24 protein-coding genes are annotated in these 22,743 nt (G+C 60.2%); 10 read left to right on the forward strand and 14 right to left on the reverse strand.

Annotation, left to right across the window (positions count from 1 at the left end; all coding sequences use genetic code 11):
* Window positions 1-14: 14 nt before the first annotated feature.
* Window positions 15-401 carry a PaaI family thioesterase gene (locus ACCD02_RS14435; RefSeq protein ID WP_413302811.1) on the reverse strand — a complete coding sequence of 129 codons (387 nt, stop codon included), beginning with the start codon at window positions 399-401 and terminating at the stop codon, window positions 15-17.
* A complete protein-coding gene (locus ACCD02_RS14440) occupies window positions 401-2,725 on the reverse strand; it encodes a Tex family protein (RefSeq protein ID WP_413302814.1) in 2,325 nt (774 codons plus the stop codon). Before ACCD02_RS14440 ends, ACCD02_RS14435 begins: the two co-directional genes overlap by 1 nt.
* Window positions 2,726-2,979: 254 nt before the next feature.
* Here ACCD02_RS14440 and ompR point away from each other — a divergent pair, with 254 nt between their 5' ends.
* Window positions 2,980-3,720: a two-component system response regulator OmpR gene (gene ompR / locus ACCD02_RS14445; RefSeq protein ID WP_413302817.1), complete on the forward strand. Its 741-nt coding sequence runs from the start codon at window positions 2,980-2,982 to the stop codon at window positions 3,718-3,720.
* Window positions 3,721-3,852: 132 nt separating this feature from the next.
* Window positions 3,853-5,166, forward strand: a complete 1,314-nt coding sequence (locus ACCD02_RS14450) for an ATP-binding protein (protein WP_413302820.1) — start codon at window positions 3,853-3,855, stop codon at window positions 5,164-5,166.
* A gap of 92 nt (window positions 5,167-5,258) precedes the next feature.
* Here ACCD02_RS14450 and rimK read toward each other — a convergent pair whose 3' ends face one another.
* Genes rimK through ACCD02_RS14465 form a run of 3 tightly spaced genes read right to left on the reverse strand, consistent with a single transcriptional unit; the run spans window position 5,259 to window position 7,442 of the window.
* Window positions 5,259-6,164: a 30S ribosomal protein S6--L-glutamate ligase gene (gene rimK, locus ACCD02_RS14455; protein WP_259104012.1), complete on the reverse strand. Its 906-nt coding sequence runs from the start codon at window positions 6,162-6,164 to the stop codon at window positions 5,259-5,261.
* Complete coding sequence (locus tag ACCD02_RS14460) at window positions 6,161-6,610, reverse strand: ATP-dependent zinc protease (RefSeq protein ID WP_413303017.1); 450 nt, start codon at window positions 6,608-6,610, stop codon at window positions 6,161-6,163. Before ACCD02_RS14460 ends, rimK begins: the two co-directional genes overlap by 4 nt.
* A 49-nt stretch (window positions 6,611-6,659) precedes the next feature.
* Complete coding sequence (locus ACCD02_RS14465; RefSeq protein WP_413302824.1) at window positions 6,660-7,442, reverse strand: EAL domain-containing protein; 783 nt, start codon at window positions 7,440-7,442, stop codon at window positions 6,660-6,662.
* A 117-nt stretch (window positions 7,443-7,559) separates the two neighbouring features.
* Here ACCD02_RS14465 and ACCD02_RS14470 point away from each other — a divergent pair, with 117 nt between their 5' ends.
* Window positions 7,560-7,955 carry an RNA-binding S4 domain-containing protein gene (locus ACCD02_RS14470; RefSeq protein ID WP_413302827.1) on the forward strand — a complete coding sequence of 132 codons (396 nt, stop codon included), beginning with the start codon at window positions 7,560-7,562 and terminating at the stop codon, window positions 7,953-7,955.
* On the opposite strand, the gene ACCD02_RS14475 is transcribed toward ACCD02_RS14470, so the two are convergent.
* A complete protein-coding gene (locus tag ACCD02_RS14475; protein WP_413302830.1) occupies window positions 7,952-8,752 on the reverse strand; it encodes a phosphatase PAP2 family protein in 801 nt (266 codons plus the stop codon). The two genes, ACCD02_RS14470 and ACCD02_RS14475, sit on opposite strands and share 4 nt — an antisense overlap.
* Window positions 8,753-8,842: 90 nt before the next feature.
* On the opposite strand from ACCD02_RS14475, the gene hslO reads away from it, so the two are divergent.
* The 3 genes from hslO (at window position 8,843) to ACCD02_RS14490 (ending at window position 11,717) form a co-directional block, all read left to right on the forward strand.
* Window positions 8,843-9,745 carry an Hsp33 family molecular chaperone HslO gene (hslO, locus tag ACCD02_RS14480; protein ID WP_413302833.1) on the forward strand — a complete coding sequence of 301 codons (903 nt, stop codon included), beginning with the start codon at window positions 8,843-8,845 and terminating at the stop codon, window positions 9,743-9,745.
* Between the two features lie 179 nt (window positions 9,746-9,924).
* Window positions 9,925-11,469 carry a phosphoenolpyruvate carboxykinase gene (locus tag ACCD02_RS14485; RefSeq protein ID WP_413302836.1) on the forward strand — a complete coding sequence of 515 codons (1,545 nt, stop codon included), beginning with the start codon at window positions 9,925-9,927 and terminating at the stop codon, window positions 11,467-11,469.
* A gap of 14 nt (window positions 11,470-11,483) precedes the next feature.
* Window positions 11,484-11,717, forward strand: coding sequence for a hypothetical protein (locus ACCD02_RS14490; protein WP_413302839.1), 234 nt, complete (start codon window positions 11,484-11,486; stop codon window positions 11,715-11,717).
* Here ACCD02_RS14490 and ACCD02_RS14495 read toward each other — a convergent pair.
* Window positions 11,714-12,268, reverse strand: coding sequence for a hypothetical protein (locus tag ACCD02_RS14495; RefSeq protein WP_413302842.1), 555 nt, complete (start codon window positions 12,266-12,268; stop codon window positions 11,714-11,716). The genes ACCD02_RS14490 and ACCD02_RS14495 overlap by 4 nt on opposite strands.
* A 356-nt stretch (window positions 12,269-12,624) precedes the next feature.
* The gene (locus ACCD02_RS14500) at window positions 12,625-13,491 is read right to left on the reverse strand and encodes a hypothetical protein (RefSeq protein WP_413302845.1); all 867 of its coding nucleotides are present in this window, start codon (window positions 13,489-13,491) and stop codon (window positions 12,625-12,627) included.
* A 134-nt stretch (window positions 13,492-13,625) separates the two neighbouring features.
* Between ACCD02_RS14500 and ACCD02_RS14505 the strand changes: the two genes are divergently transcribed.
* Window positions 13,626-14,057, forward strand: coding sequence for an acyl-CoA thioesterase (locus ACCD02_RS14505; RefSeq protein ID WP_413302847.1), 432 nt, complete (start codon window positions 13,626-13,628; stop codon window positions 14,055-14,057).
* Between the two features lie 17 nt (window positions 14,058-14,074).
* Here ACCD02_RS14505 and ACCD02_RS14510 read toward each other — a convergent pair whose 3' ends face one another.
* The 4 genes from ACCD02_RS14510 to ACCD02_RS14525 all read right to left on the reverse strand — a co-directional run bounded on the left by ACCD02_RS14510 (window position 14,075) and on the right by ACCD02_RS14525 (window position 19,027).
* On the reverse strand, window positions 14,075-14,539 hold the full coding sequence (locus tag ACCD02_RS14510) for a YMGG-like glycine zipper-containing protein (RefSeq protein WP_413302850.1): 465 nt from the start codon (window positions 14,537-14,539) through the stop codon (window positions 14,075-14,077).
* 334 nt (window positions 14,540-14,873) lie between these two features.
* Window positions 14,874-17,204 (reverse strand): FdhF/YdeP family oxidoreductase, encoded by a 2,331-nt coding sequence (locus ACCD02_RS14515; RefSeq protein ID WP_413303019.1) that lies wholly within the window; start codon window positions 17,202-17,204, stop codon window positions 14,874-14,876.
* A 2-nt stretch (window positions 17,205-17,206) separates the two neighbouring features.
* Complete coding sequence (fdhD, locus tag ACCD02_RS14520) at window positions 17,207-18,046, reverse strand: formate dehydrogenase accessory sulfurtransferase FdhD (protein ID WP_413302853.1); 840 nt, start codon at window positions 18,044-18,046, stop codon at window positions 17,207-17,209.
* A 93-nt stretch (window positions 18,047-18,139) separates the two neighbouring features.
* Window positions 18,140-19,027, reverse strand: coding sequence for a LysR family transcriptional regulator (locus ACCD02_RS14525; RefSeq protein ID WP_413302856.1), 888 nt, complete (start codon window positions 19,025-19,027; stop codon window positions 18,140-18,142).
* Window positions 19,028-19,179: 152 nt separating this feature from the next.
* Between ACCD02_RS14525 and lysM the strand changes: the two genes are divergently transcribed.
* Window positions 19,180-19,626, forward strand: coding sequence for a peptidoglycan-binding protein LysM (gene lysM / locus ACCD02_RS14530; protein ID WP_413302858.1), 447 nt, complete (start codon window positions 19,180-19,182; stop codon window positions 19,624-19,626).
* Between the two features lie 124 nt (window positions 19,627-19,750).
* Here lysM and yrfG read toward each other — a convergent pair whose 3' ends face one another.
* Window positions 19,751-20,413 carry a GMP/IMP nucleotidase gene (yrfG, locus tag ACCD02_RS14535; RefSeq protein ID WP_413302860.1) on the reverse strand — a complete coding sequence of 221 codons (663 nt, stop codon included), beginning with the start codon at window positions 20,411-20,413 and terminating at the stop codon, window positions 19,751-19,753.
* Window positions 20,414-20,507: 94 nt separating this feature from the next.
* Here yrfG and nudE point away from each other — a divergent pair, with 94 nt between their 5' ends.
* Together nudE and cysQ are read left to right on the forward strand one after the other, a co-directional pair.
* Window positions 20,508-21,074 (forward strand): ADP compounds hydrolase NudE, encoded by a 567-nt coding sequence (gene nudE / locus ACCD02_RS14540; protein WP_413302862.1) that lies wholly within the window; start codon window positions 20,508-20,510, stop codon window positions 21,072-21,074.
* The gene (cysQ, locus tag ACCD02_RS14545) at window positions 21,071-21,910 is read left to right on the forward strand and encodes a 3'(2'),5'-bisphosphate nucleotidase CysQ (RefSeq protein ID WP_413302865.1); all 840 of its coding nucleotides are present in this window, start codon (window positions 21,071-21,073) and stop codon (window positions 21,908-21,910) included. The genes nudE and cysQ overlap by 4 nt, the downstream gene beginning before the upstream one ends.
* Before the next feature lie 246 nt (window positions 21,911-22,156).
* Here cysQ and ACCD02_RS14550 read toward each other — a convergent pair whose 3' ends face one another.
* Window positions 22,157-22,615: a thioesterase domain-containing protein gene (locus ACCD02_RS14550; RefSeq protein ID WP_413302868.1), complete on the reverse strand. Its 459-nt coding sequence runs from the start codon at window positions 22,613-22,615 to the stop codon at window positions 22,157-22,159.
* Window positions 22,616-22,743: the final 128 nt, after the last annotated feature.

Raw genomic sequence — 22,743 nt, forward strand, 5'->3', positions numbered from 1 at the left:
TCAAACCGACACGGCTATAGCACTGCGAACGTGCCTTGCGCTTTAGCGACCAGTTTGTCGCCCTGCACGACTTCTGCCTCGACCACCAATGTGCGCCGCCCGGCATGCAGGACGCGGGAAATGCACAGCACTTCGCCCTCGCCTACCGAGCGTACATAGTTGATCTTGCACTCGACCGTGACGCTGCGCTGATCAAAGCCATGGGCGCAGGAGCAGGCCAGGCCCATGGTGATGTCGACCAGGCTGAAGATCGCCCCGCCATGCATCACATTGCCGCGATTGCGCAGGTGCGGTTCCAGCGCCAGGGCGACCGTGGCTACGCCGCTCTCGTCCAGGCTGCGCACTTCGCAGCCGAGGGTGCGGAAGTAAGCGCTGTGGGTCAGATCTTCAGGGATTTCCATTAGCGTTTCTTCAGCTGTTTGGCGTTGGCGAACAACGAAGCCATGGCGTTGTTGGCCGGGGCAGCGGCCTGGGTTTCCTTGCGCGGGGCAGGGCTGGACGACTGACGCGGGGTCGAGCCGGGACGCGCACCACGGGCGCCGTCGATCTTCTCGCCGGGCGTATCGCTCATGCGCATCGACAGGCCGACGCGTTTGCGCGGGATGTCGACTTCCATCACCTTGACCTTGACTACGTCACCGGCTTTCACAGCTTCGCGCGGGTCTTTGATGAACTTCTCGGACAGCGCCGAGATGTGCACCAGACCGTCCTGATGGACGCCAATGTCGACGAACGCGCCGAAGTTGGTAACGTTCGTGACGACACCTTCGAGGATCATGCCCAGTTGCAGGTCCTTGAGGTCTTCCACGCCCTCCTGGAATTCGGCGGTCTTGAACTCGGGGCGCGGATCGCGGCCGGGCTTTTCCAGCTCTTGCAGGATGTCGGTGACGGTCGGCAGGCCGAAGGTTTCGTCGGTGAATTTCTTCGGATCCAGGCGCTTGAGGAAGCTGGCATCGCCGATCAGCGAGCGGATATCGCGGTCTGTCTCGGCGGCAATGCGCTGTACCAGCGGGTAGGCTTCCGGGTGCACGGCCGAGGAGTCCAGCGGATTGTCGCCGTTCATGACGCGCAGGAAGCCGGCGGCCTGTTCGAAGGTCTTCTCGCCCAGACGGCTGACTTTCTTCAGTGCCGCGCGGGTTTTGAAGGCACCGTTTTCATCACGATGCGACACGATGTTCTGTGCCAGAGTGCTGTTGAGGCCGGAAATCCGCGCCAGCAGTGCCACCGAGGCGGTGTTGACGTCGACGCCGACGGCGTTCACGCAGTCTTCCACCACCGCATCCAGACCACGGGCCAGTTTCAGCTGCGACACGTCGTGCTGGTACTGGCCGACGCCGATGGATTTCGGGTCGATCTTCACCAGTTCGGCCAGCGGATCCTGCAGACGGCGGGCAATGGACACCGCGCCACGGATCGACACGTCCAGATCCGGGAACTCCTTGGCGGCCAGCTCGGAAGCGGAATACACCGAGGCACCGGCTTCGGAGACCATGACCTTGGTCATTTTCAGGCCTGGATATTTTTTGATCAGGTCGGCGGCCAGTTTGTCCGTCTCGCGGCTGGCGGTACCGTTACCAATGGCGATCAGGTCCACCGAATGCTTGGCGCACAGGGCGGCAAGCACGGCGATGGTCTGGTCCCACTGGTTCTTCGGCACGTGGGGGTAGACCGTGGCGTAATCCAGCAGTTTGCCGGTGGAGTCGACCACGGCGACCTTGCAACCGGTGCGCAGGCCCGGGTCAAGGCCCAGAGTGGCGCGTGGGCCAGCCGGGGCGGCCAGCAGCAGGTCATGCAGGTTGTGGGCGAACACATTGATCGCTTCAGTTTCCGCGGCATCGCGCAGTTCACCCAGCAGATCGGTTTCCAGGTGGCTGTACAGCTTGACCTTCCAGGTCCAGCGCACCACTTCGCCCAGCCATTTGTCTGCCGGGCGGTTCTGGTTCTGCAGGCCGAAACGTTCGCTGATCATCATTTCGCACGGGTGCAGGGTGCCCGGCAGTTCTTCGCCGACTTTCAGCGATGAACTGAGGATGCCTTCGTTGCGGCCACGGAAAATCGCCAGGGCGCGGTGCGACGGCATGCTTTTCAGCGGTTCGTCGTGTTCGAAGTAGTCGCGGAACTTGGCGCCTTCCTCTTCCTTGCCCGGTACTACGCGGGCGCTGATCACGGCTTCGTGCTTGAGGAAGCTGCGCAACTTGTCGAGCAGGCTGGCGTCTTCGGCGAAGCGCTCCATGAGGATGTACTTGGCGCCTTCCAGGGCGGCCTTGGTGTCGGCGACGCCTTTGTCGGCATCGACGAAACGCGCGGCTTCATTCTCTGGATTGAGGCTCGGGTCATTGAACAGGCCGTCGGCCAGTTCGCCAAGGCCGGCTTCCAGGGCGATCTGGCCCTTGGTACGGCGCTTCTGCTTGTACGGCAGGTAAAGGTCTTCCAGGCGGGTCTTGGTGTCGGCCAGATTGATGTCGCGGGCCAGTTCCGGGGTCAGCTTGCCTTGCTCTTCGATGCTGGCCAGGATGCTGGCGCGGCGCTCGTCGAGTTCACGCAGATAGCGCAGGCGTTCTTCCAGATGACGCAGCTGCGTGTCATCCAGGCTGCCGGTGACTTCCTTCCGGTAACGGGAAATGAAGGGTACGGTGGAGCCTTCATCCAGTAGAGCTACGGCCGCTGCGACCTGTTGTGGGCGTACGCCGAGTTCTTCGGCGATGCGGCTGTTGATGCTGTCCATAAAAGACCACCTGGCGACGATGTGAGCAAAAAATCCGGGATGCTAGCGAACGGCTATCTTCTAGCGTTGCCTGACTTTCGAGGCGGCGCATTATACCCAGCGAAGCCGGATTAGGGGATTCACCGATGTAACAGCCCCCATTCATGCAGTGAAAAGGCCGCCAATGGCGGCTACCGTAAAATCTGCTAACAATGCACAGGGTGCGCTTCACATTAGCTACGCCATAATGCGCGCCGAGATTAGAGGAGCATCCAATGAGCAGCACTGCACAAATTGCTGAAGGTGAAAAAATCCTGATCGTCGATGACGATCCGGGCTTGAGCAGCCTGTTAGAGCGTTTCTTCACCAGCAAGGGCTATCGTGCCCGGGCGGTGGCCAACGTTGAGCAAATGGACCGGCTGTTGTCCCGTGAGGTCTTCAACCTGGTGGTGCTGGATCTGATGCTGCCCGGCGAAGACGGCCTGTCCGCCTGTCGCCGCCTGCGCGCCGCGAACAACCAGGTGCCGATCATCATGCTGACCGCCAAGGGCGACGAGCTGAGCCGCATCAAGGGCCTGGAGCTGGGCGCCGACGACTATCTGGCCAAGCCGTTCAACCCCGATGAGCTGATGGCTCGGGTCAAGGCCGTACTGCGTCGTCAGTCGGCGCCGGTTCCAGGCGCCCCGGCCAGCGAAGATGAGTCGGTGTCCTTCGGCGACTACGAGCTATCCCTGGCGACCCGGGAACTCAAGCGCGGCGAAGAAGTGCATATGCTCACCACCGGTGAATTTGCCGTACTCAAGGCGCTGGTCATGCACGCCCGCGAGCCGCTCACCCGGGACAAGCTGATGAATCTGGCCCGCGGCCGCGAATGGGATGCTCTGGAGCGCTCCATCGACGTGCAGATTTCCCGTCTGCGCCGCCTGATCGAGCCTGATCCGTCCAAGCCGCGTTACATTCAGACCGTCTGGGGTGTGGGTTATGTATTTGTGCCGGATGGCGCCGGTACCAAGTAATCAGGTGCATTCAGGCGTTCAGAGCGCTGTCCTTGCCCAACACGTCGGTAACCCTTTGCGGGGTTATCGACGTTCGTGTATGTGCGATATGCGCATTTTTTCGCCGCTCCTGTTCAACTGAAAAGCCCTTCTATGAAGACCCCGCTCTGGTTTCCGCAAAGCTTTTTCTCCCGCACGCTCTGGCTGGTGCTGATCGTCGTGCTGTTTTCCAAGGCACTGACCTTCGTCTATCTGCTGATGAACGAAGACGTGCTGGTCGACCGCCAGTACAGCCACGGCGTGGCCTTGACCCTGCGCGCCTACTGGGCGGCCGACGAGCATGCCCGCGAGGCCATTGCCGAAGCGGCGGGTCTGATCCGGGTCGTGGGTGGCGGTGTGCCTGAGGGCGAGCAGCACTGGCCCTACAGCGAGATCTATCAACGGCAGATGCAGGCAGAACTGGGTGAAGACACTGAAGTACGCCTGCGCGTGCATGCGCCTCCTGCGTTGTGGGTGCGGGCGCCGAGTCTGGGTGAGGGCTGGCTGAAGGTGCCGCTGTATCCGCATCCGCTGCGTGGGCAGAAGATCTGGAGTGTGCTGGGCTGGTTCCTCGCCATTGGTTTCCTGTCGACCGCCAGCGCCTGGATTTTCGTGCGCCAGCTTAATCAGCCCCTCAAGCGCCTGGTATTTGCGGCCCGCCAGCTGGGTCAGGGACGCAGCGTGCGCTTGCCGGTCAGTGATACGCCCAGCGAAATGACCGAGGTCTACCGCGCCTTCAACCAGATGGCCGAGGACGTCGAGCAGGCCGGTCAGGAGCGCGAGCTGATGCTGGCGGGGGTGTCCCACGACTTGCGTACGCCATTGACCCGCCTGCGGTTGTCGCTGGAGCTGATGGTCGACGACAACGAACTGACCCAGGGCATGGTCCGGGATATCGAAGACATGGACGCGATTCTCGACCAGTTCCTGGCGTTTATCCGTGATGGCCGTGACGAGCAGATCGAAGAGGTCGACCTGGGTGATCTTGTGCGGGAAGTCGTAGCGCCATTCAACACTGCGGAAGAACAGATTCGCCTGTGCCTGGAGCCCATCCCGCCGTTCCCGCTGCGGCGAGTCTCGATGAAGCGGCTGCTGACCAACCTGATCGGCAACGCCATGCACCATGGTGGCACCGGTATCGAGGTAGCGGCTTATGTTTCCGGCGACAGCAGCGCGCCCTATGTTGTGTTGAGCGTACTGGACCGCGGCGCCGGCATTGATCCTTCGGAGCTGGACGTGATCTTCAATCCTTTCATTCGCGGCGATCGCGCCCGCAGCGGCAAGGGCACCGGGCTGGGCCTGGCCATCGTCAAGCGTATTGCTTCGATGCATGGCGGGATTGTCGAGCTGCGTAACCGCTCGGGCGGCGGCCTGGAAGCGCGGGTGCGGTTGCCGTTGGGGTTGATGCTGCCCAGGGATGCGGTCTGAAAAGCAGCTTCGAGCTTCGAGCCGCAAGCTAGAAGCTGTGCCGCACACCTGCTTTTAGCTCGAAGCTTGCAGCTTATAGCTCGCAGCTGCTCTTAGCCCTTCCCCCGCGTCCGAGTCATATGCGGCCCGCTGTTCTTCTCCAGATACTCGATGATCATCCCGGCCACGTCCTTGTTGGTCGTGGTCTCGATGCCTTCCAGGCCCGGCGAGGAGTTGACTTCCATCACCAGCGGCCCGTGGTTGGAGCGCAGTATATCCACGCCGGCCACGCTGAGGCCCATGACCTTGGCGGCGCGAATGGCGGTCATGCGTTCTTCCGGGGTGATCTTGATCAGGCTGGCGCTGCCGCCGCGGTGCAGGTTGGAGCGGAACTCCCCCGGTTTGGCCTGGCGCTTCATCGAGGCGATCACTTTGTCGCCGACCACGAAGCAGCGAATATCGGCGCCGCCGGCTTCCTTGATGTACTCCTGGACCATGATGTCCTGCTTGAGGCCCATGAATGCCTCGATCACCGACTCGGCCGCCGTGGCCGTTTCGCACAGCACCACGCCGATGCCCTGGGTACCTTCCAGCACCTTGATCACCAACGGCGCACCATTGACCATCTGGATCAGGTCGGGGATGTCGTCCGGGGAGTGGGCAAAGCCGGTGACCGGCAGGCCGACGCCGCGCCGTGACAGCAGTTGCAGTGAGCGCAGCTTGTCCCGGGAACGGGCAATGGCCACCGACTCATTGAGCGGAAACACGCCCATCATTTCGAACTGGCGCAACACCGCGCAGCCATAGAATGTCACCGATGCGCCGATGCGCGGAATGACCGCGTCGAAGCCTTCCAGCGGTTTGCCGCGATAGTGGATCTGCGGCTTGTGGCTGGCGATGTTCATGTAGGCGCGCAGGGTGTCGATCACCACCACCTCATGGCCACGTTCAATACCAGCTTCGACCAGACGACGGGTTGAATACAGACGCGGGTTACGCGAAAGCACAGCGATCTTCATGCAGCACCTGTGGCAGAGGTAGTAGAGGCCGGGAATGCCGGCTTGTCCTGAACATATGTAATGCCCGGATTGACGACCAGTTGGCCGTCGATCAAGGCGTTTGAACCCAGCAGCAGGCGATAACGCATGGCCTTGCGACAGGCCAGCGTGAATTCCACGGGCCAGACCCGGTCGCCCATGGCGAGAGCGGTGCGGATGACATAACGCACCTGGGAATGGCCGTTGGAGCTTTTTATGGTTTTCATGGCCACCAACTGGGCTTCGCAGCGCCGGTGGCGCAGCTGGACCAGGGTGCCCAGATGGGCGTTGAATCGGACCCACTTCTGGCCGTCGCGTTCAAAGGGTTCGATTTCCGTGGCGTGCAGGCTGGACGTGCTGGCCCCGGTGTCGATTTTTGCGCGCAGGCCGGCGACCCCAAGGTCGGGCAGCGCCACCCACTCGCGCAGGCCGATAACTGTCAGATGATCGAATGTTTTCAAGGCGATTCCGTACTTATCACGCTGTCTGCCAGACGCCAGGGTCGACCTGGGCCAATGCTTTGAATGCAGGTTTGGCGAACCAGTAGCCTTGCATCAGAAAAATCCCGCAATCGGCGAGAAAGTCGCGTTCCTCAGCCTGTTCGATACCTTCGGCGATGACTGTAACCCCCAAGTCCATACACATTGTGACAACCCCGCGAACGATCGCCTGGCGAGCCCGATCGAGATGAATATTGCGGATCAGGCCCATATCCAGTTTCAGCAGGTCGGGCTGAAAATCAGCAAGCAGCGCCAGTCCTGAATAGCCGGCACCGAAATCGTCAATGGCGGTCTTGAAACCGAATTCGCGATATTCACGCAGAATGTGTGTCAGATGGCGATAGTTATCTATGTGTTCGCTTTCCAGGGTTTCGAAAATCAGCCTGTCCAGCGGAAAGTTATGCTCACGTGCTGCTTCCAGAGTGCTGCGGATGCACAGCTCGGGACGATAGACCGCGTTGGGCATGAAATTGATCGACAGATACGAACTCATCCCCAGATGCGCCGCGCCCTTGATGGCTTTGGTGCGGCACTGCTGGTCGAAGCGGTAGCGGTTGCTGTCGTTGACCTGTGCCAGCACTGAAGCCGCGCCTTCGCCATTGACACCGCGTACCAGTGCTTCATGGGCGAAGATCGATCGGTCGCGCAGGTCGATGATGGGTTGATAGGCGAAATCGAACTGAAAGCCGAGCGGGACGTTTTGGCTGCAGCCCTCGCAGCTGGCGGAGGGCGAGATCAATGATTCGGGGAATTCAGTCACGTTGCACTCCATGAGCAGGGGGCCGGATCCAATCATTGCAGTCTAATCGCGAAGATCGATTACTGCGTGTCCAATGTCACGTAGTACAGTTCGCTTAACCCGGCACGAGTAATCCATATGGCACAAAAAACAGAAGATGACGACAAGGTTCGTCTGGATAAATGGCTGTGGGCTGCGCGGTTTTACAAGACCCGGGCGCTGGCCAAGGCCGCTATTGAGAGCGGCAAGGTGCATTGTCGCGGCGAGCGTTGCAAGCCGGGCAAGGAGCCGCACATCGGCGACGAGTTGCAGATACGTACAGGATTCGATGAACGCACGGTGGTGGTTCAGGCGCTATCAATCGTTCGTCGTGGCGCCCCGCAAGCGCAAGCGCTGTACAGCGAGACAGCGGACAGCGTCGCCCGTCGGGAGAACGCCGCAGCCCAGCGCAAGGCAGGCAATCTGGGCGTTACTACCGACGGCAAGCCGACCAAGAAACAGCGTCGGCAGCTATTGCAGTTTCACAGCGACTAACGTCCGCTGACCACGCTCATGCGATTGAGCAGCGGCAGGCGTTCCAGCAGCTTGAAGATCGGCGCGGTCGCCTTCAGCCACAGGTTGGTCGCCACAGCCGCGAACGGTGTGTAGTAACCCCAGCCCAGGGCCAGCAGGGCGATCATTACGCCACCGATGTAATCGTCTTGGCCCCAATGGGCGCCAGCGACCAGGCGCGGCATCATGAACAGCAGGCACAGGGCCCAGATCACCAGGCGCTGGACGAAAGTGCGGCTGAATACGGTCATGAAGAAGGCCCAGATCAACAGCACCGAGGCGTGGTCGCCGGGGAAGCTCTGGCCGGAACTGTCCTTCAATGCCCAGCGTTTTTCCAGGTGCGGGAAGATATCGCTGAGGCGAATGGCGTCCTTGAGCACCAGGGACGGGCTGTCGTGTTGCAGCGGGGTGCCGTCGATCAGCTTGGAAAACAGTGTGCGGATGATGAGCAGCAGAATCAGGATCGAGACGAAGCCAAAGATCGCTGAACGCACCTGAACCGCCTTGAACACCCAGTTTCCCTTGATAAGCAACATCAACAGAATCAGGCCGACGATAGCGTCGAAAGGCCGCATACTGGCAACAGTCCAGACGTTCAACCACATGGCATTTTGCTCCAGTGGTCGGTTGAGCAGATGGAACAGCCACTCATCGAATTGAGTGAGCAAAGTGTGCCCCATGGGCCAGGCCCAGATCGCCAACAGGGCGAAAGCGATCAAATTGCACAACACAAGCTGGCGTAGGTTCCACCTGGCTTGGAAGAGTGCCGGATACTCCATAAACTGCCCCTTAATCCGCACCGTATGGGTGCCAAACGGCGATTTATAGTCGCTTGAACACATTTTGTCATTATTCAGATGCCCTCTCTTATGCATGATTTCCCTGATATCGATTTCTCCCAGCGTTTTATCTTCGACGACAGCGACACCCGTGGCGAGCTGGTGGCTCTGGAGCGCAGTTACGCCGAAGTGCTGGCCAAGCACCCCTACCCCGAGCCGGTCGCGCAATTGCTGGGTGAGCTGATGGCCGCCGCCGCGCTGCTGGTCGGCACCCTCAAGTTCGATGGCTTGCTGATTTTGCAGGCGCGCTCCAGTGGCGCCGTGCCTTTGCTGATGGTCGAGTGCTCCAGTGAGCGCGAGCTGCGCGGCATCGCCCGTTACGACGAATCGCTGATCACGCCGGGCGCCGGTCTGCAGGACCTGATGCCCGACGGTTCGCTGGCCCTGACCGTCGACCCGCGGCAGGGCAAGCGCTACCAGGGGATCGTCGCCCTGGACGGCGTGGACCTGGCGGGCAGCCTGTCCAGTTACTTCGTCATGTCCGAGCAACTGGGCACGCGCTTCTGGCTCAAGGCCGATGGCAAGCGCGCTCGTGGCCTGCTGCTGCAACAACTGCCTGTGGCGCGCATTCCCGACCAGGACGAACGCGCCGCCAGCTGGGAGCACGTGCTGACCCTGGCCGATACCCTCAGCGCCGAAGAAATGCTCAGTCTGGACAACGAAACCATCCTCCATCGTCTATACCACCAGGAAACGGTGCGCCTGTTCGATGTGCAACCGCTGCAGTTCCGTTGCAGCTGTTCGCGCGAGCGTTCGGCCAATGCGCTGGTAAGTCTCGGTCTGGACGACGCCCTGCAGTTGGTGGAGGAGCACAATGGTTCGGTAGAGATCGACTGCCAGTTCTGCAACCAGCGTTATCTGTTCGATGCCGCTGATATCGCTCAGCTGTTCGCAGGCGGCGGCGTCGACTCCCCTTCCGACACGCGCCATTGATAACACCTTGATTGCGCTCATAACGGCCCTTGGAAAGCCTTGGGCCTGTTCTGACAGGAGGGTCCTACCTTTTTCAGGCAGTTCTGGCATAATCCGGCCCACTTTTAAGCTGTAGTAGTGGTTGTTTTTTTACTACAAAAACGTTCGGAACACTCGGCCACTGGCCGACGGGGACCCTCATGACGCAAGCAAACAACACCGTGTACACCGATCTGAGCATCGACGAGCTGGTTAAAGAAGCTCTGCAGCGCGAAGAAGGTGAACTGTCTGATACCGGCGCACTGGTTGTGAAAACGGGTCATCGTACTGGCCGTTCGCCAGTCGATCGTTTCATTGTTGAAGAGCCAAGCACTCAGGACGCTATCGCCTGGGGCCCGATCAACCGCAAGTTCCCGGCCGACAAGTTCGATGCCCTGTGGGACCGCGTTGCTGCCTATCTGGGCGAGCGCGAGCGTTTCGTTTCCCACGTTCATGTAGGCTCCGACCCGGCGCACTACCTGCCGGTCAAGATGACCACCGAGACTGCCTGGCACAACCTGTTCGGTCGTTGCCTGTTCATCAATCCTGAACAGTACAACCCGGCGGGCAAGGACGAGTGGCAGATCCAGAACGCCCCATGGTTCGTCTGTGAACCTGAGCGTGACGGCACCAACTCCGACGGCACCGTGATCATCAATTTCGCGGCCAGGAAAGTGCTGATCGCCGGCATGCGTTACGCCGGTGAAATGAAGAAAGCCCTGTTCTCGGTACAGAACTTCCTGCTGCCAGCGGTCGATGTTCTGCCGATGCACTGCGCCGCCAACATGGGCGAAGAAGGCGATGTAACGCTGTTCTTCGGTCTGTCCGGTACTGGCAAGACCACCCTGTCGGCCGACGAAAGCCGTTACCTGATCGGTGACGACGAGCACGGCTGGGGCGTTGGCGTGGTGTTCAACATCGAAGGCGGTTGCTACGCCAAGTGCATCGACCTGTCCGAGAAGAACGAGCCAGTCATCTGGAAAGCCATTCAGCACGGCGCGGTCCTGGAGAACGTGGTCCTGGACCCGGTCACCAAGAAAGCCGACTACGCCGATGACAGCCTGACCCAGAACAGCCGCGCCGCTTACCCGCGCGAACTGATCGAAAAACGCGCGCCGAAAAACCTCGGTGGCGAGCCGAACGCCGTGATCTTCCTGACCTGTGACCTGACCGGCGTACTGCCGCCAGTGTCGATCCTCAGCGAAGAGCAGGCTGCGTACCACTTCCTGTCGGGCTACACCGCGCTGGTTGGCTCTACTGAAATGGGTTCGGGTGCCGGCATCAAGTCGACCTTCTCCACCTGCTTCGGCGCGCCATTCTTCCCGCGTCCGGCTGGCGAATACGCTGAGCTGCTGATCAAGCGCATCCGCGGCTTCGGCTCCAAGGTCTACCTGGTCAACACCGGTTGGACCGGCGGTGGCTACGGCGTCGGCAAGCGTTTCAACATCCCGACCACTCGTGGCGTGATTGCAGCGATCCAGAGCGGCGCGTTGATCGGTGTTGAAACCGAACACCTGGACACCATCAACCTGGACGTACCAAAACTGGTTCCAGGCGTAGAAACCGGTCTGCTGAACCCGCGCAACACCTGGGCAGACAAGGCGGCCTACGACGAGGCGGCCAAGGCGCTGGCCGGCCTGTTCATCGAGAACTTCAAGAAGTTCGACGTGAGCGACGCCATCAAGGCAGCCGGTCCGAAGCTGTAATCGAGACTGGCTGAATGAAAGAACCGCCCTTCGGGGCGGTTTTTTTTGTCCTGGTCTGTACCGAACCGGACCCTGTGGGAGCGGATGAATCCCACACTAACAATGCTAAATATGCAAAACGTTGTAAGAAAACAACATTTCGTAAAATCGCCCTTTTTGCCGATTCCCGAAGCGCATCACTAAAACCGCGAAGCCCCGGCTTTTTTCGGCTTTTTCTCGGTGATTTGAAAAAATTTTCAGCGATTTAGCCTATTGGATTAAAGCTGCTCGCCGCGCTGCAAAATCGTTCCTGAGCGGCTTTGCTGCCAGCGCCCCCGCTCTGGTCCCAACGCTTGCCCCAGCTCTGGCACTGATCGCGGAAGTACACTTTCGCACCCTTGCGGCATTCGCGGAATTCCACCGAGCCGCGCCGGTAATTGCCACAGACACTGCTGTCATCGATTCGATTGGCCTCTACCAGCCATTGGGCAAAGTATGTGCGCTTGCCGTCCCATTGCCAGATGGTCGCCTGTTCAACGCTGGCGAGCTCCGCCCGATTTTCATGGGTGACCGGGCGGTCGGCTTTGAAGCCCGCCATATATTGCGCCGATACCATGCCTTGCCCGTTGGTCTGGGCCATTACCCGGGGATACTGGCCGTAGTGACAGGTCGCGACGGCCTCGTCGATGAGGTTGCCGGGCTTGATGCAATCGCTCAGGGGACGTGTCGCCGGGGCGTGAGTAGTGGTGTAGATCGGCGGAACGGGGTCGGCCGCGAGAGGGCGTCGGGTCTGGAGAGTCTCGGTGTCGGGTTGCACCATTGGGGCAATGTCCCTGAGGGCAAAAAACACCGCAGCCACATACAGCGATAGCAGCAGGCTGGCGCAACAGACTGCACGGGTGATAGCGGAGCGACGTGGCCGGTTGCGCTGTAGCCTGTCCTCGTCGTCCGCGCTTATGGATTCGAAGCTACCAGGTTCTCCCTGGTCTCGCGCATTCCTTGCCCTCATTGCTCATCCTTGATGCGAAGCGTTGTCATCGAGGAAGGTTAAGGCCAATAAAAGCTCAAGGCCAGTATTAATGGCCCTATTCATCGATACTTTTTCAAAGCAACTAATGACTCAATCGAACAGGGGCGCTCGTATGAGTGATATTCCCTCATTGGCATTGATCAACCCTAAGGCTCGTAGCTTCCCATGGCCTCGCAATAACGCTGTTCCATCCTCTTGCTCGCATCGTCATGGTCGCGTCTGAAGCGTATGCCCCAGTCATTGCAGGCTTCCTTGAAAAATACCTTCGCGGCCTTGCGGCACTCACGGCGTTCGACGGATTCGGCGGGGAAGTTGGCGCAGACGCTTGCGCCATCGACATGGTTATCAATGCTGCGCCATTTTGCTTCGTAGCGATTGCGGCCATCCCATTCGCGTATGGCGATGGTCGAATATTCGGCCGGGGAAGTTGAGCGTACGGGTTTGCTGCGGGCCTTTTCCGCTTTCAATTCAGCCATGTAGCTGGAAGAAACCATACCCTGAGCTACCGGTTTACGTTCTGGACGCGGTAATTGACCAAACCGGCAATTCAGCACGTTTTCATCGATGACGTTGCCATCTTTAAGGCAGTTGTCCAAGGGTTGCACTTCGACAGGCTGCGGGTGGCGGACAACATTGGGGCCTTCGTAGGACTCCAATTGAATAGGGTTTGCAGCAGAGGGTTGCGGCGCTTTCAGAGGTGCAACCGCTGCAGCAACGGGCGCGACTGGCGTGAGTTCGGGTTCTGATGGGGTATCTGTAACAGGTGCGGCGACAACCTGCCCGACAACCGGCGTTGGTGCGGGGCGGCGAGGCAATAGTTGAGCGACCAGCAGGGCGCTGACGATCACGATCCCCAGGATAATGGCATAGAGTTCATAAGGTGGGCGTTTGCGCGCTGCGCCAGGCTTGCGTTTGCTGGCAGGGCTGCCCAGCACTACGTCGAATTGATCCGGGGTCAGTCGCTGGATGCGAATGATGCCGTCGTCGTCGGCTTGCTGTTTCTGGGAATCCATTCCGTTTCACTGGTCTCTATGAGCATGACAGTATTGCGTGCGGCGAAGGGTAAACCGCCTTTGTAGCCCTTTGCTAGTATTGCGTGTCGATCCCGAAACAAATATCGCCCTTCTTATGATCAAGAGCCCTGCCCATGCCCGACCAGACCCCGCGCCGCAGTGACTATCGACACTTCCAGCCCATCACCACGCGCTGGCATGACAACGATATCTACGGCCATGTAAATAACGTCACCTACTACAGTTTTTTCGACAGCACGGTGAACACCTACCTGATCGAACGTGGCGGCCTGGACATTCATGACGGCGCCGTGGTGGGCTTTGTCGTCAGTTCTTCGTGTGATTATTTCGCGTCGATTGCCTATCCGGAGCGGATCGAGGTTGGTCTGCGAGTGGGCAAATTGGGCAGCAGCTCGGTGCAGTACGAGTTGGCCGTCTTTAAGGTCGGCGAGGAGCAAGCCTGCGCCGCCGGGCGTTTCGTGCATGTCTTTGTTGACCGTGCCTCGAATCGCCCGGTGGCTATTCCCGAAGGATTGCGTCTGGCCATGCAGGCGCTGTTGGTCTAAGCCCGGATGCTCAGGCCTTAGCGATGGCGGCGGTCATGGCCGCGGGCGTGACCGCGACGGCCATGGTAGTCGCGGTGGTCATCGCGGCCGCGGTAGCGACGGTCATTACGGCCATCATCGCGGCTTTCATTACCCATGTAGTTGCCCAGAGCGCCACCGGCACCGCCGCCAGCCGCGGCGCCGATCAGGCTGCCGGTGTTACCGCCGACACTGCGTCCGATCACGTTACCGCCGGCAGCGCCCAGGCCACCGCCAATGGCGGCTTCGGTGCGGTTGCGCCGGTCAGCACCCACCGCGCCGCCCGCTGCGCCGCCCAGGCCTGCACCAATGGCGGAGCCGGTACTGCCGCCCAGCTGCTGACCGACGACCGAACCGAGTACCCCACCCAATGCTCCCCCCACTCCTGCCTCCGTAGTTCCGCCGGCCGAGGCGAAACCACTGGCCAAAGTAAGAGACAACAACAGAATCGAGGAATACTTCATGGAGTGAATCTCATAGGGATGACGGCGCGATCCTGAGGCGCAACTAACAACCACTCAAGTCAATTCCGACGAGTAACACGACTGTTACACAAATAACTAACTTGTTGTTTTTGCTGTGAAACTTAGTTGCTTTTAAGTGGTCATAAGCTACTTACGCAAAAGGCCCGTTTCACAGGAAACGGGCCTTTTTGTTTTTACTGTGCAATGTGGGAGCGAATTCATTCGCGAATACGGTATTCCAGACCCTACAAATTTATCAGTTGTCCCAGTCTATTCGCGAATGAATTCGCTCCCACAAAGCCCGCAGGGTTCGGCGCCCGGCATTGTCAGGCCTTTAGATAATCCGCGCCGTCTCGCTTGCCCGCTCCAGTTTGATCGCCACGAACTTCGAGGTCGGTGTGCTGCTGCCCGCGCCGACGCTTTCCAGCGGTACCAGTGGGTTCACTTCCGGGTAGTAGGCCGCAGCCTGGCCGGCCGGAATGTCGAATGGCAGCAGGGTAAAGCCTTTGACCCGGCGTACGTGATCGTCGCCCCAGATCGAACTGATATCGACCTTCTGCCCCGGTTGGAAGCCCAGGCGCACAATGTCTGCCTCGTTGACGAACAGCACATCCCGCTGGCCCTTGACCCCGCGATAGCGGTCGTCCAGGCCATAAATAGTGGTGTTGTACTGATCGTGTGAGCGCATGGATTGCATGATCAGGTCGGGAATCTGCCCGGTGGAACGGACGCTCTCGTGGATCAGGTCCAGCGGCAGCGCATTGGCCTTGAAGTTGGCCCGGCTACTGGCCGTATTCCAGCGCCGCTCGCCCGCAGCATTGCCCAGGTAGAAACCGCCCGGATTCTTGACCCGCTCGTTGAAGTCCTTGAAGCCGGGGATGGTGTCGGCGATCAGGTCGCGGATGCGGCTGTAGTCTTCCACCAGCCACAGCCAGTCCACCGGCTGCTTGCCCAGGGTTGCGTTGGCGATACCGGCGAGAATGGCTGGTTCCGAACGCATCTGGGTCGACTGTGGTTTCAGCTGGCCATTGGAGGCATGGACCATGCTGAACGAGTCTTCCACGGTCACGGCTTGCGGGCCGTTTGCCTGAATATCAATGTCGGTGCGGCCGAAGCACGGCAGGATCAGCGCGTCTTTACCGTGGGTCAGGTGACTGCGGTTGAGTTTGGTGCTGATCTGTACGGTCAGGTCACAGTTGCGCAGGGCCGCGACGGTGCGAGCGCTGTCCGGAGTTGCCTGGGAGAAGTTGCCGCCCAGGCCGATAAATACCTTGGCGCGACCTTCGGCCATGGCATGGATCGCCTCGACCACGTTATGGCCGTTTTCACGGGGTACCTTGAACTGGAAGCGCTTTTCCAGGGCATCAAGGAAGAACACCGGTGGGCGCTCGTTGATGCCCATGGTGCGGTCGCCCTGCACGTTACTGTGGCCGCGCACCGGGCACAGGCCTGCGCCCGGACGGCCGATGTTGCCGCGCAGCAGCATCAGGTTGGTGATTTCCTGAATGGTCGGCACCGAGTGGCGATGCTGGGTAATCCCCATCGCCCAGCACATGATCACGTTCTTGCCCTTGAGGTACATCCGCGCCGACAGCTCGATATCCTGCAGGGATAGGCCGGATTGCTCGACGATGGATTCCCACGAGGTGTCGTCGATGGCGGCCAGGTAGTCCAGCACGCCGTGAGTGTGCTCGTTAAGGAAAGCGTGGTCGAACACCGACGGCTGGTTGGCCTGCTGGGCTTCGCGTTCCCATTGCAGCAGGAACTTGGCCATGCCGCGCAGCAGGGCCATATCGCCGCCCAGAGCCGGACGGAAGTAAGCCGTGTTGGTCGGCTCCGAACCGTTGGTGAGCATTTCCAGCGGATGCTGTGGATGCTGGAAACGTTCCAGGCCGCGCTCTTTCAGCGGGTTGACGCAGACCACCTGGGCGCCACGCTTCACCGCTTCGCGCAGGGGTTCGAGCATGCGTGGGTGGTTGGTGCCAGGGTTCTGGCCGAGGACGAAAATCGCATCAGCATGTTCGAAGTCGTCGAAGGTCACGGTGCCTTTGCCGACGCCGACGCTCTGGGACAGGCCGACGCCGCTGGCTTCGTGGCACATGTTCGAGCAGTCAGGGAAGTTGTTGGTGCCATAGGCGCGCACGAACAGCTGATACAGGTAGGCGGCTTCGTTGCTGGCCCGGCCCGAGGTGTAGAACTCGGCCATGTTCGGGCTTGGCAGGTTGTTCAGGTGCCTGGCGATCAGGGCGAAGGCGTCGTCCCAGCTGATCGGTTTGTAACGGTCGGTTTCAGCGTCGTAGACCATAGGTTCGGTCAGGCGGCCCTGATATTCGAGCCAGTAATCACTTTGCTCGAGCAGGGCGCTGACGCTGTAGCGCTCGAAGAACGACGGGCCGACCAGGCGTTTGGTCGCTTCCCAGTTCACTGCCTTGGCGCCGTTCTCGCAGAACTTGACCATGCCGCTTTCCGGCGAATCGCCCCAGGCGCAACCGGGGCAGTCGAAGCCGCCGTTCTGGTTGGTCTTGAGCATCATGCGCAGGTTCTTCAGCGCGTTGTCGCTGGTCAGCCAGGCCTGGGTCACGCTGATCAATGCGCCCCAACCGCCCGCCGCGCCTTTGTAGGGCTTGTAACGTGGGGTAGGGGTCTTGTCGGCTTGATTGTGCATGCTCACGCTTGACTCTCCATCGCAGGGCTATAGACCCGCGGCGCACTGTGTTGCGGCAGGTGAATTAAATTGAGGTTGTGCCGACGCGCCCATTGCAGGGCCAGGCCGGTGGGGGCGGACAGGCTGACCAGGGTCTGGATGCCGGCGCGCAGGACTTTCTGGATCAGTTCCAGGCTGCAACGACTGGTCACGATGGCCGTGCCGCCCAGGAGGGGGATGTTCTGACGGATCAGGCCGCCGATCAGCTTGTCGAGGGCGTTATGCCGGCCGATATCTTCGCGACCGAGCAGTAATTGGCCCTTGTCGTCCATGAAGACGGCGGCATGTACCGCGCCGCAATAGCGGCCCAGAGGCTGGAACTCGCCGATGCGTTGACGCAGGCCTTCCAGCCACTGCGCGGGAGGCAGGGGCGCACCGGGCAATACATTCAGTTCGGGCAGCGCTTGCTCGACCGCTTCCACGCCGCACAGACCGCAGCCGCTGGTGCCCGCCAGTTGACGGCGTTGCTGCTTGAGGTTCCAGAATGCCCGGCTGGCGATTTCCACTTCGGCATGTTGCGCCGAGCCGCAGCCGCTGAGCTTGAGGTCGTAGATTTCGTCGGGCGAGGCAATGATGCCGCTGCCCAGGCTGAAACCGACGATGAAGTCTTCCAGGTCGGTCGGGGTGACCAGCATGACCGCCTGGCTGATGCCGTTATAGGCAATGGCCAGGGCGACCTCTTCGGCGAGCGCGGTCTGTGCCGAATCGTCGACCTCGAGGTTCGAGTAACTGTAGGACTGGCTGGCGGCAGGCGCAGGCGAATACTGTGCGGGCGCCGTGCTGACCGTGCGCGTGGCGTGCATGGTTAAGTACCGGCAGAGTGATAGCTGACAGCCTATGCCTCTTGTCGGATGACGTCTAATCAGTGGTTCTGATGCGCCGATAGATGACGTCGATCAATGTTCTTTGTGCAGTTTCTGATAAAGGGCAAAGCACGCCTCGGCCAGTGCCGAGCGAGGCGCGCCGCGACGCATGATCAGGCCCAGCCCGGCGAGGGTGCGGGCCTCTTCGATGGGATGCAGGCGCAGGTGCTCGGTGAGGGTTTCCAGGCCGCCATCCAGGGGCATGATCGCGCAACACAGGCCGCCATGAACCGCCTGCAACAACTGATGTACGGCATCGGTCTGCAACAGCGGGCGCGGTTGCAGGCCGCGGCTGTGAAAGTTGTGGTCGATGGATTGGCGGAAATGCATGCCGCTGGTCAGCAGGCCCAAGGGCATTTCAATCAATTGCGCCCAGGCCAGGGCCGGTTCTTCGAAGTTGAAATGACGCTGGTCGTAAAGCAGGCCCATGCGGGTTTCGGCCAGTTCCAGCGAGTCGAAACGCTCGGTGTCCAGGCGTTCGAGGTAGGACACGCCCAGATCGATGCGATTGCTCGCCAATTGTTCAAGGATCTGTTCGGAACTGAGGGACGAGAGTTCGAAATTCAGCTCCGGGTGGATCTCGTGCAGGCGGCGCAGCAGCGGCAGCGGGTCGAAACTCGACAGCGGCACGACACCCAGGCGCAAGGTCCCGACCAGATTGCCACGACAGGCCGCAGCCTCGGCCTGCAAGCCATCGTAGGCGGCCAGCACTGTTCGCGCCCAGGCCAGCACTCGCTCGCCGGGAGCGGTAAAACCCTCGAAACGCTGGCCGCGATTGACCAGGGGCAAATCCAGCTCTTCTTCAAGATTGCGCAAGCGCATGGACAGGGTCGGCTGGGTGATATTGCAGCGCGCCGCAGCCTGGCCGAAGTGGCGGGTTTCATCGAGGGCGATCAGGAATTTGAGTTGTTTGATGTCCATCTTCACTCCGGGACGCAAGGCAGGCGCCTGATTCTACGCGCTGATGCGGATCTATGTTGATGCGACGCTGGTCGGAACACTTAGTTAACTATCTGGTTCGAACTAAGATTGATAAGGACAGCAGTTACGATAACAAAGGAAGGAGAACGGTCATGAGCCTGTTCAGCTTCGTTAAAGAGGCAGGCGAAAAGCTGATCGACCTGCTGACACCCGGGCATGCCAAAGCCGAGGAGACCCTGAAAAAACATATCGCCGATGTCGGGTTGGGCAGTCCGAATGTTCAATTATCCCTGGAGGGTGACAAGGTTATTGCCAGTGGGGAAGTGGTAAGTCAGGAAGAGAAAGAAAAGATCCTGCTGGCCTTGGGCAATATTCAGGGCATCAAAAATGTTGAGGATCGCATGACCCTGAATGCCGCGGCCCCGCAGACTTCGCAAGCACGTTTTGTGACGGTGAAGGCGGGCGATACGCTCAGTTCCATTGCCAAGGCCGAGTACGGCGACGCCGGCAAGTACACAAAGATCTTCGAGGCCAATAAACCGCTGTTATCACATCCCGACAAGATCTATCCGGGGCAGGTGTTGCGGATTCCGGAATAGCACACAGTGTGTGAGTGTTTTATGGGGACGCAGATTCTGTGGGAGCGAATTCATTCGCGAAGAGGCCCGTGAACATACTGACGCCTTCGCGGATAAATCCGCTCCCACAGGGGGCCTGCACCGATTACAACCCGTCCAGCAACTCCCGATAATCCCCCACTGCCGCAAATTCCTCGGTGTCTTTCGGACCTTTCTGGCTATTGGGTTCTTTCACCGCCAGCAAGTGCGCAATACCAAAGCTGCGCGCGCTGCGCAGGATCGGCAGGGTGTCGTCGATAAACAGGCTGCGCGCCACATCAAAACCGATATCGGCTTGCAACGCATCCCAGAACTGGGCGTTCTCCTTGGGAAAACCATAGTCATGGGAACTGATCAGGCGCTCGAAATAAGGCGCCAGTTGCATGCGTTCCATCTTCAACGACAGTGAGTCGCGATGGGCGTTAGTGATCATGATCACCCGTTTGCCGGCCTTCTGGATCGCTGCCAGGAACGTTTCGGCGTCCGGGCGCAGGGCGATCAGGTGCGCGGTTTCGCGCTTGAGTTCGCGCAGCGGCAGGTTCAGTTCGGCGGTCCAGAAGTCCAGGCAGTACCAGTTCAGAGTGCCGGCGTTCTTCTCGAAGATCGGCCGGATTTCCTCAAGGGCCAGGGCCGGACTGATGCCGTGGCGCTCGGCATAGCGTTGGGGCAGGTGTTGCAGCCAGAAGTGGTCGTCGTAATGCAGATCGAGCAGGGTGCCGTCCATGTCGAGTAGGACGGTATCGATGTCGCGCCAGGGCATGGAAGGCATTCGTGAGTCTCTTTGGTCAATATCGTAGGCATTTCCGACACAGACAATCGGAAAAGCCACGGTATAGTACCCCGCTTACGCCAAGGAGCTTGCCATGCGCCAGAAACCCACCGTCCTCGCCCGCGAAATCGTTGCCAGCAGTCGCCTGTTCCGGGTCGAGGAGTTGCAGCTGCGTTTTTCCAACGGGGTCGAGCGGACCTATGAGCGGCTGGTGGGCCGTGGCACGGGTTACGGTGCGGTGATGATTGTCGCCATGCTTGACGCCGAGCATGCCGTGCTGGTCGAAGAATATTGCGGCGGCACCGACGAATACGAGCTGTCCTTGCCCAAGGGCCTGATTGAACCGGGCGAAGACATACTGGCCGCCGCCAACCGGGAGCTCAAGGAAGAGGCCGGTTTTGGCGCACATCAATTGGAGCATCTGACCGAGCTGTCGTTGTCGCCCGGTTATATGAGCCAGAAAATCCAGGTGGTGCTGGCCACCGATCTGTACGAAGAGAGCCTGCCGGGCGATGAGCCCGAGCCGATGCGCGTGGACAAGGTCAACCTGCGCGAGCTGTCGAGCCTGATCGAGCACCCGCAGTTCAGCGAAGGCCGCGCCCTGGCGGCGCTGTACCTGGCCCGTGACCTGCTGACCCAACGCGGAGTTTTTCTGCCATGACCGACGTCTTTGCCCAACTGCCCCATCCATTGCTGGCTCCGGTGATCCAACTGGCGCGTCTGGCGGGCGAGGCGATCCTGCCGTTCTGGCGGGCCGATGTCTCGGTGAATACCAAAAGCGATGATTCCCCGGTGACCGCGGCCGATCTGGCGGCTCACCATGTATTGGTCGATGGCTTGCTGGCATTGGCCCCGGATATTCATGTGCTGTCCGAGGAAGACGCCAACATTCCCGTCAGCGAGCGGGTGCAATGGCAACGCTGGTGGCTGGTCGATCCATTGGACGGCACCAAGGAATTCATCAGCGGCAGTGAAGAGTTCACCGTCAATGTCGCCCTGATCGAAAACGGTCGGGTGGTGTTCGGTGTGGTGTCGATGCCGACCAATAACCGCGCCTATTTCGGCGGTGCTGGCCTGGGCGCCTGGCGCAGTGACAATGAACATCACCTGGCGCCGATCAGCGTGCGCAATGCGCCGGACGAGGCCTTTACCGTGGTCGCCAGCCGCCGCCACAGCAGCCCCGAGCAGGAGCGTTTACTGGGCGGTCTGAAAGAGGCGATGGGTACTCTTGAACTGGCCAATATCGGCAGTTCGCTGAAATTCTGCCTGTTGGCAGAAGGCGCCGCCGATTTCTACCCGCGCCTGGCGCCGACCTCGCAATGGGACACCGCTGCGGCCCAGGGGGTGCTTGAAGGCGCCGGGGGCGAGGTGCTGGAGTTGTCGGGTGAGGTCTTTACCTATCCGCCGAGAGAGTCGCTGCTTAACTCGTTCTTCCTGGCGTTGCCGGCCAAGGCACAGTGGCGCGAGAAGATGCTGGCGCTGGCGCGTTCGAACTGACGGACGCAGTAGCAAACTGTGGGAGCGGATTCATCCGCGAAAGGGCTAGTACATCCAACACATTGGCGGCGTCCGGAATAAAGCTTTCGCGAATGAATTCGCTCCCACAGTAGTGCGTGAATATCGTCGGATCTGTGGGAGCGGATTCATCCGCGAAGGGGTTACTCTGGCTTTACAGCAAACATAGAATCTCCCACGTAATTAGCTCCCGCAGAAAGTTGTGCTAATGCAGCCAGGCAATAGATGTCAGCGGTGCAACACAAACTGCCCGACAAACCGCACTGCGTCAGCGTCGCTACCTTCGGCAACGATGCGCGTATGCAGCGCCAGCCGCGCACGGCCTCGACGTTGATAGGTGGTGACGAACTTGTCCCACAGCGCCGCATCCGGTGCATCGCAGATGGCCACGGCATCGTGCTTGACCGGCAGGGGATAGCTGATCTGGCCGTCCTGAATGACGATATGTCCACCCTCGATCCCCGCTTCGCGCAGGCGCACATGCAGCCAGCCCCAACCCGCCAGCACCGCGCCGCAATACAGACTGCCGCCGAACAGCGTGCTCTTGTGATTGATATTCGGCGCCAGGGGCAGGTGCAGGCGTAGCTGGCCGTGTTCCCAGCTCAGGACCTTCAGGCCCATGTCCCGGGTTAGCGGGATGTCGTGGTGCAGGACCTGTTCGAGGTCGTGGGCGATGTCGTCAGTCATTTGTCATCCAGTAATACGGGGTGGCCGCGATTTTGATCGATCCTGCAAGAGAGAATCTGTGGGAGATTCTATGTTTGCTGTAAAGCCAGAACGGCCCCTTCGCGAATGAATTCGCTCCCACAGGTCCG

The organism is Pseudomonas sp. Pseusp88 (assembly GCF_047303955.1).
GTDB lineage: Bacteria > Pseudomonadota > Gammaproteobacteria > Pseudomonadales > Pseudomonadaceae > Aquipseudomonas.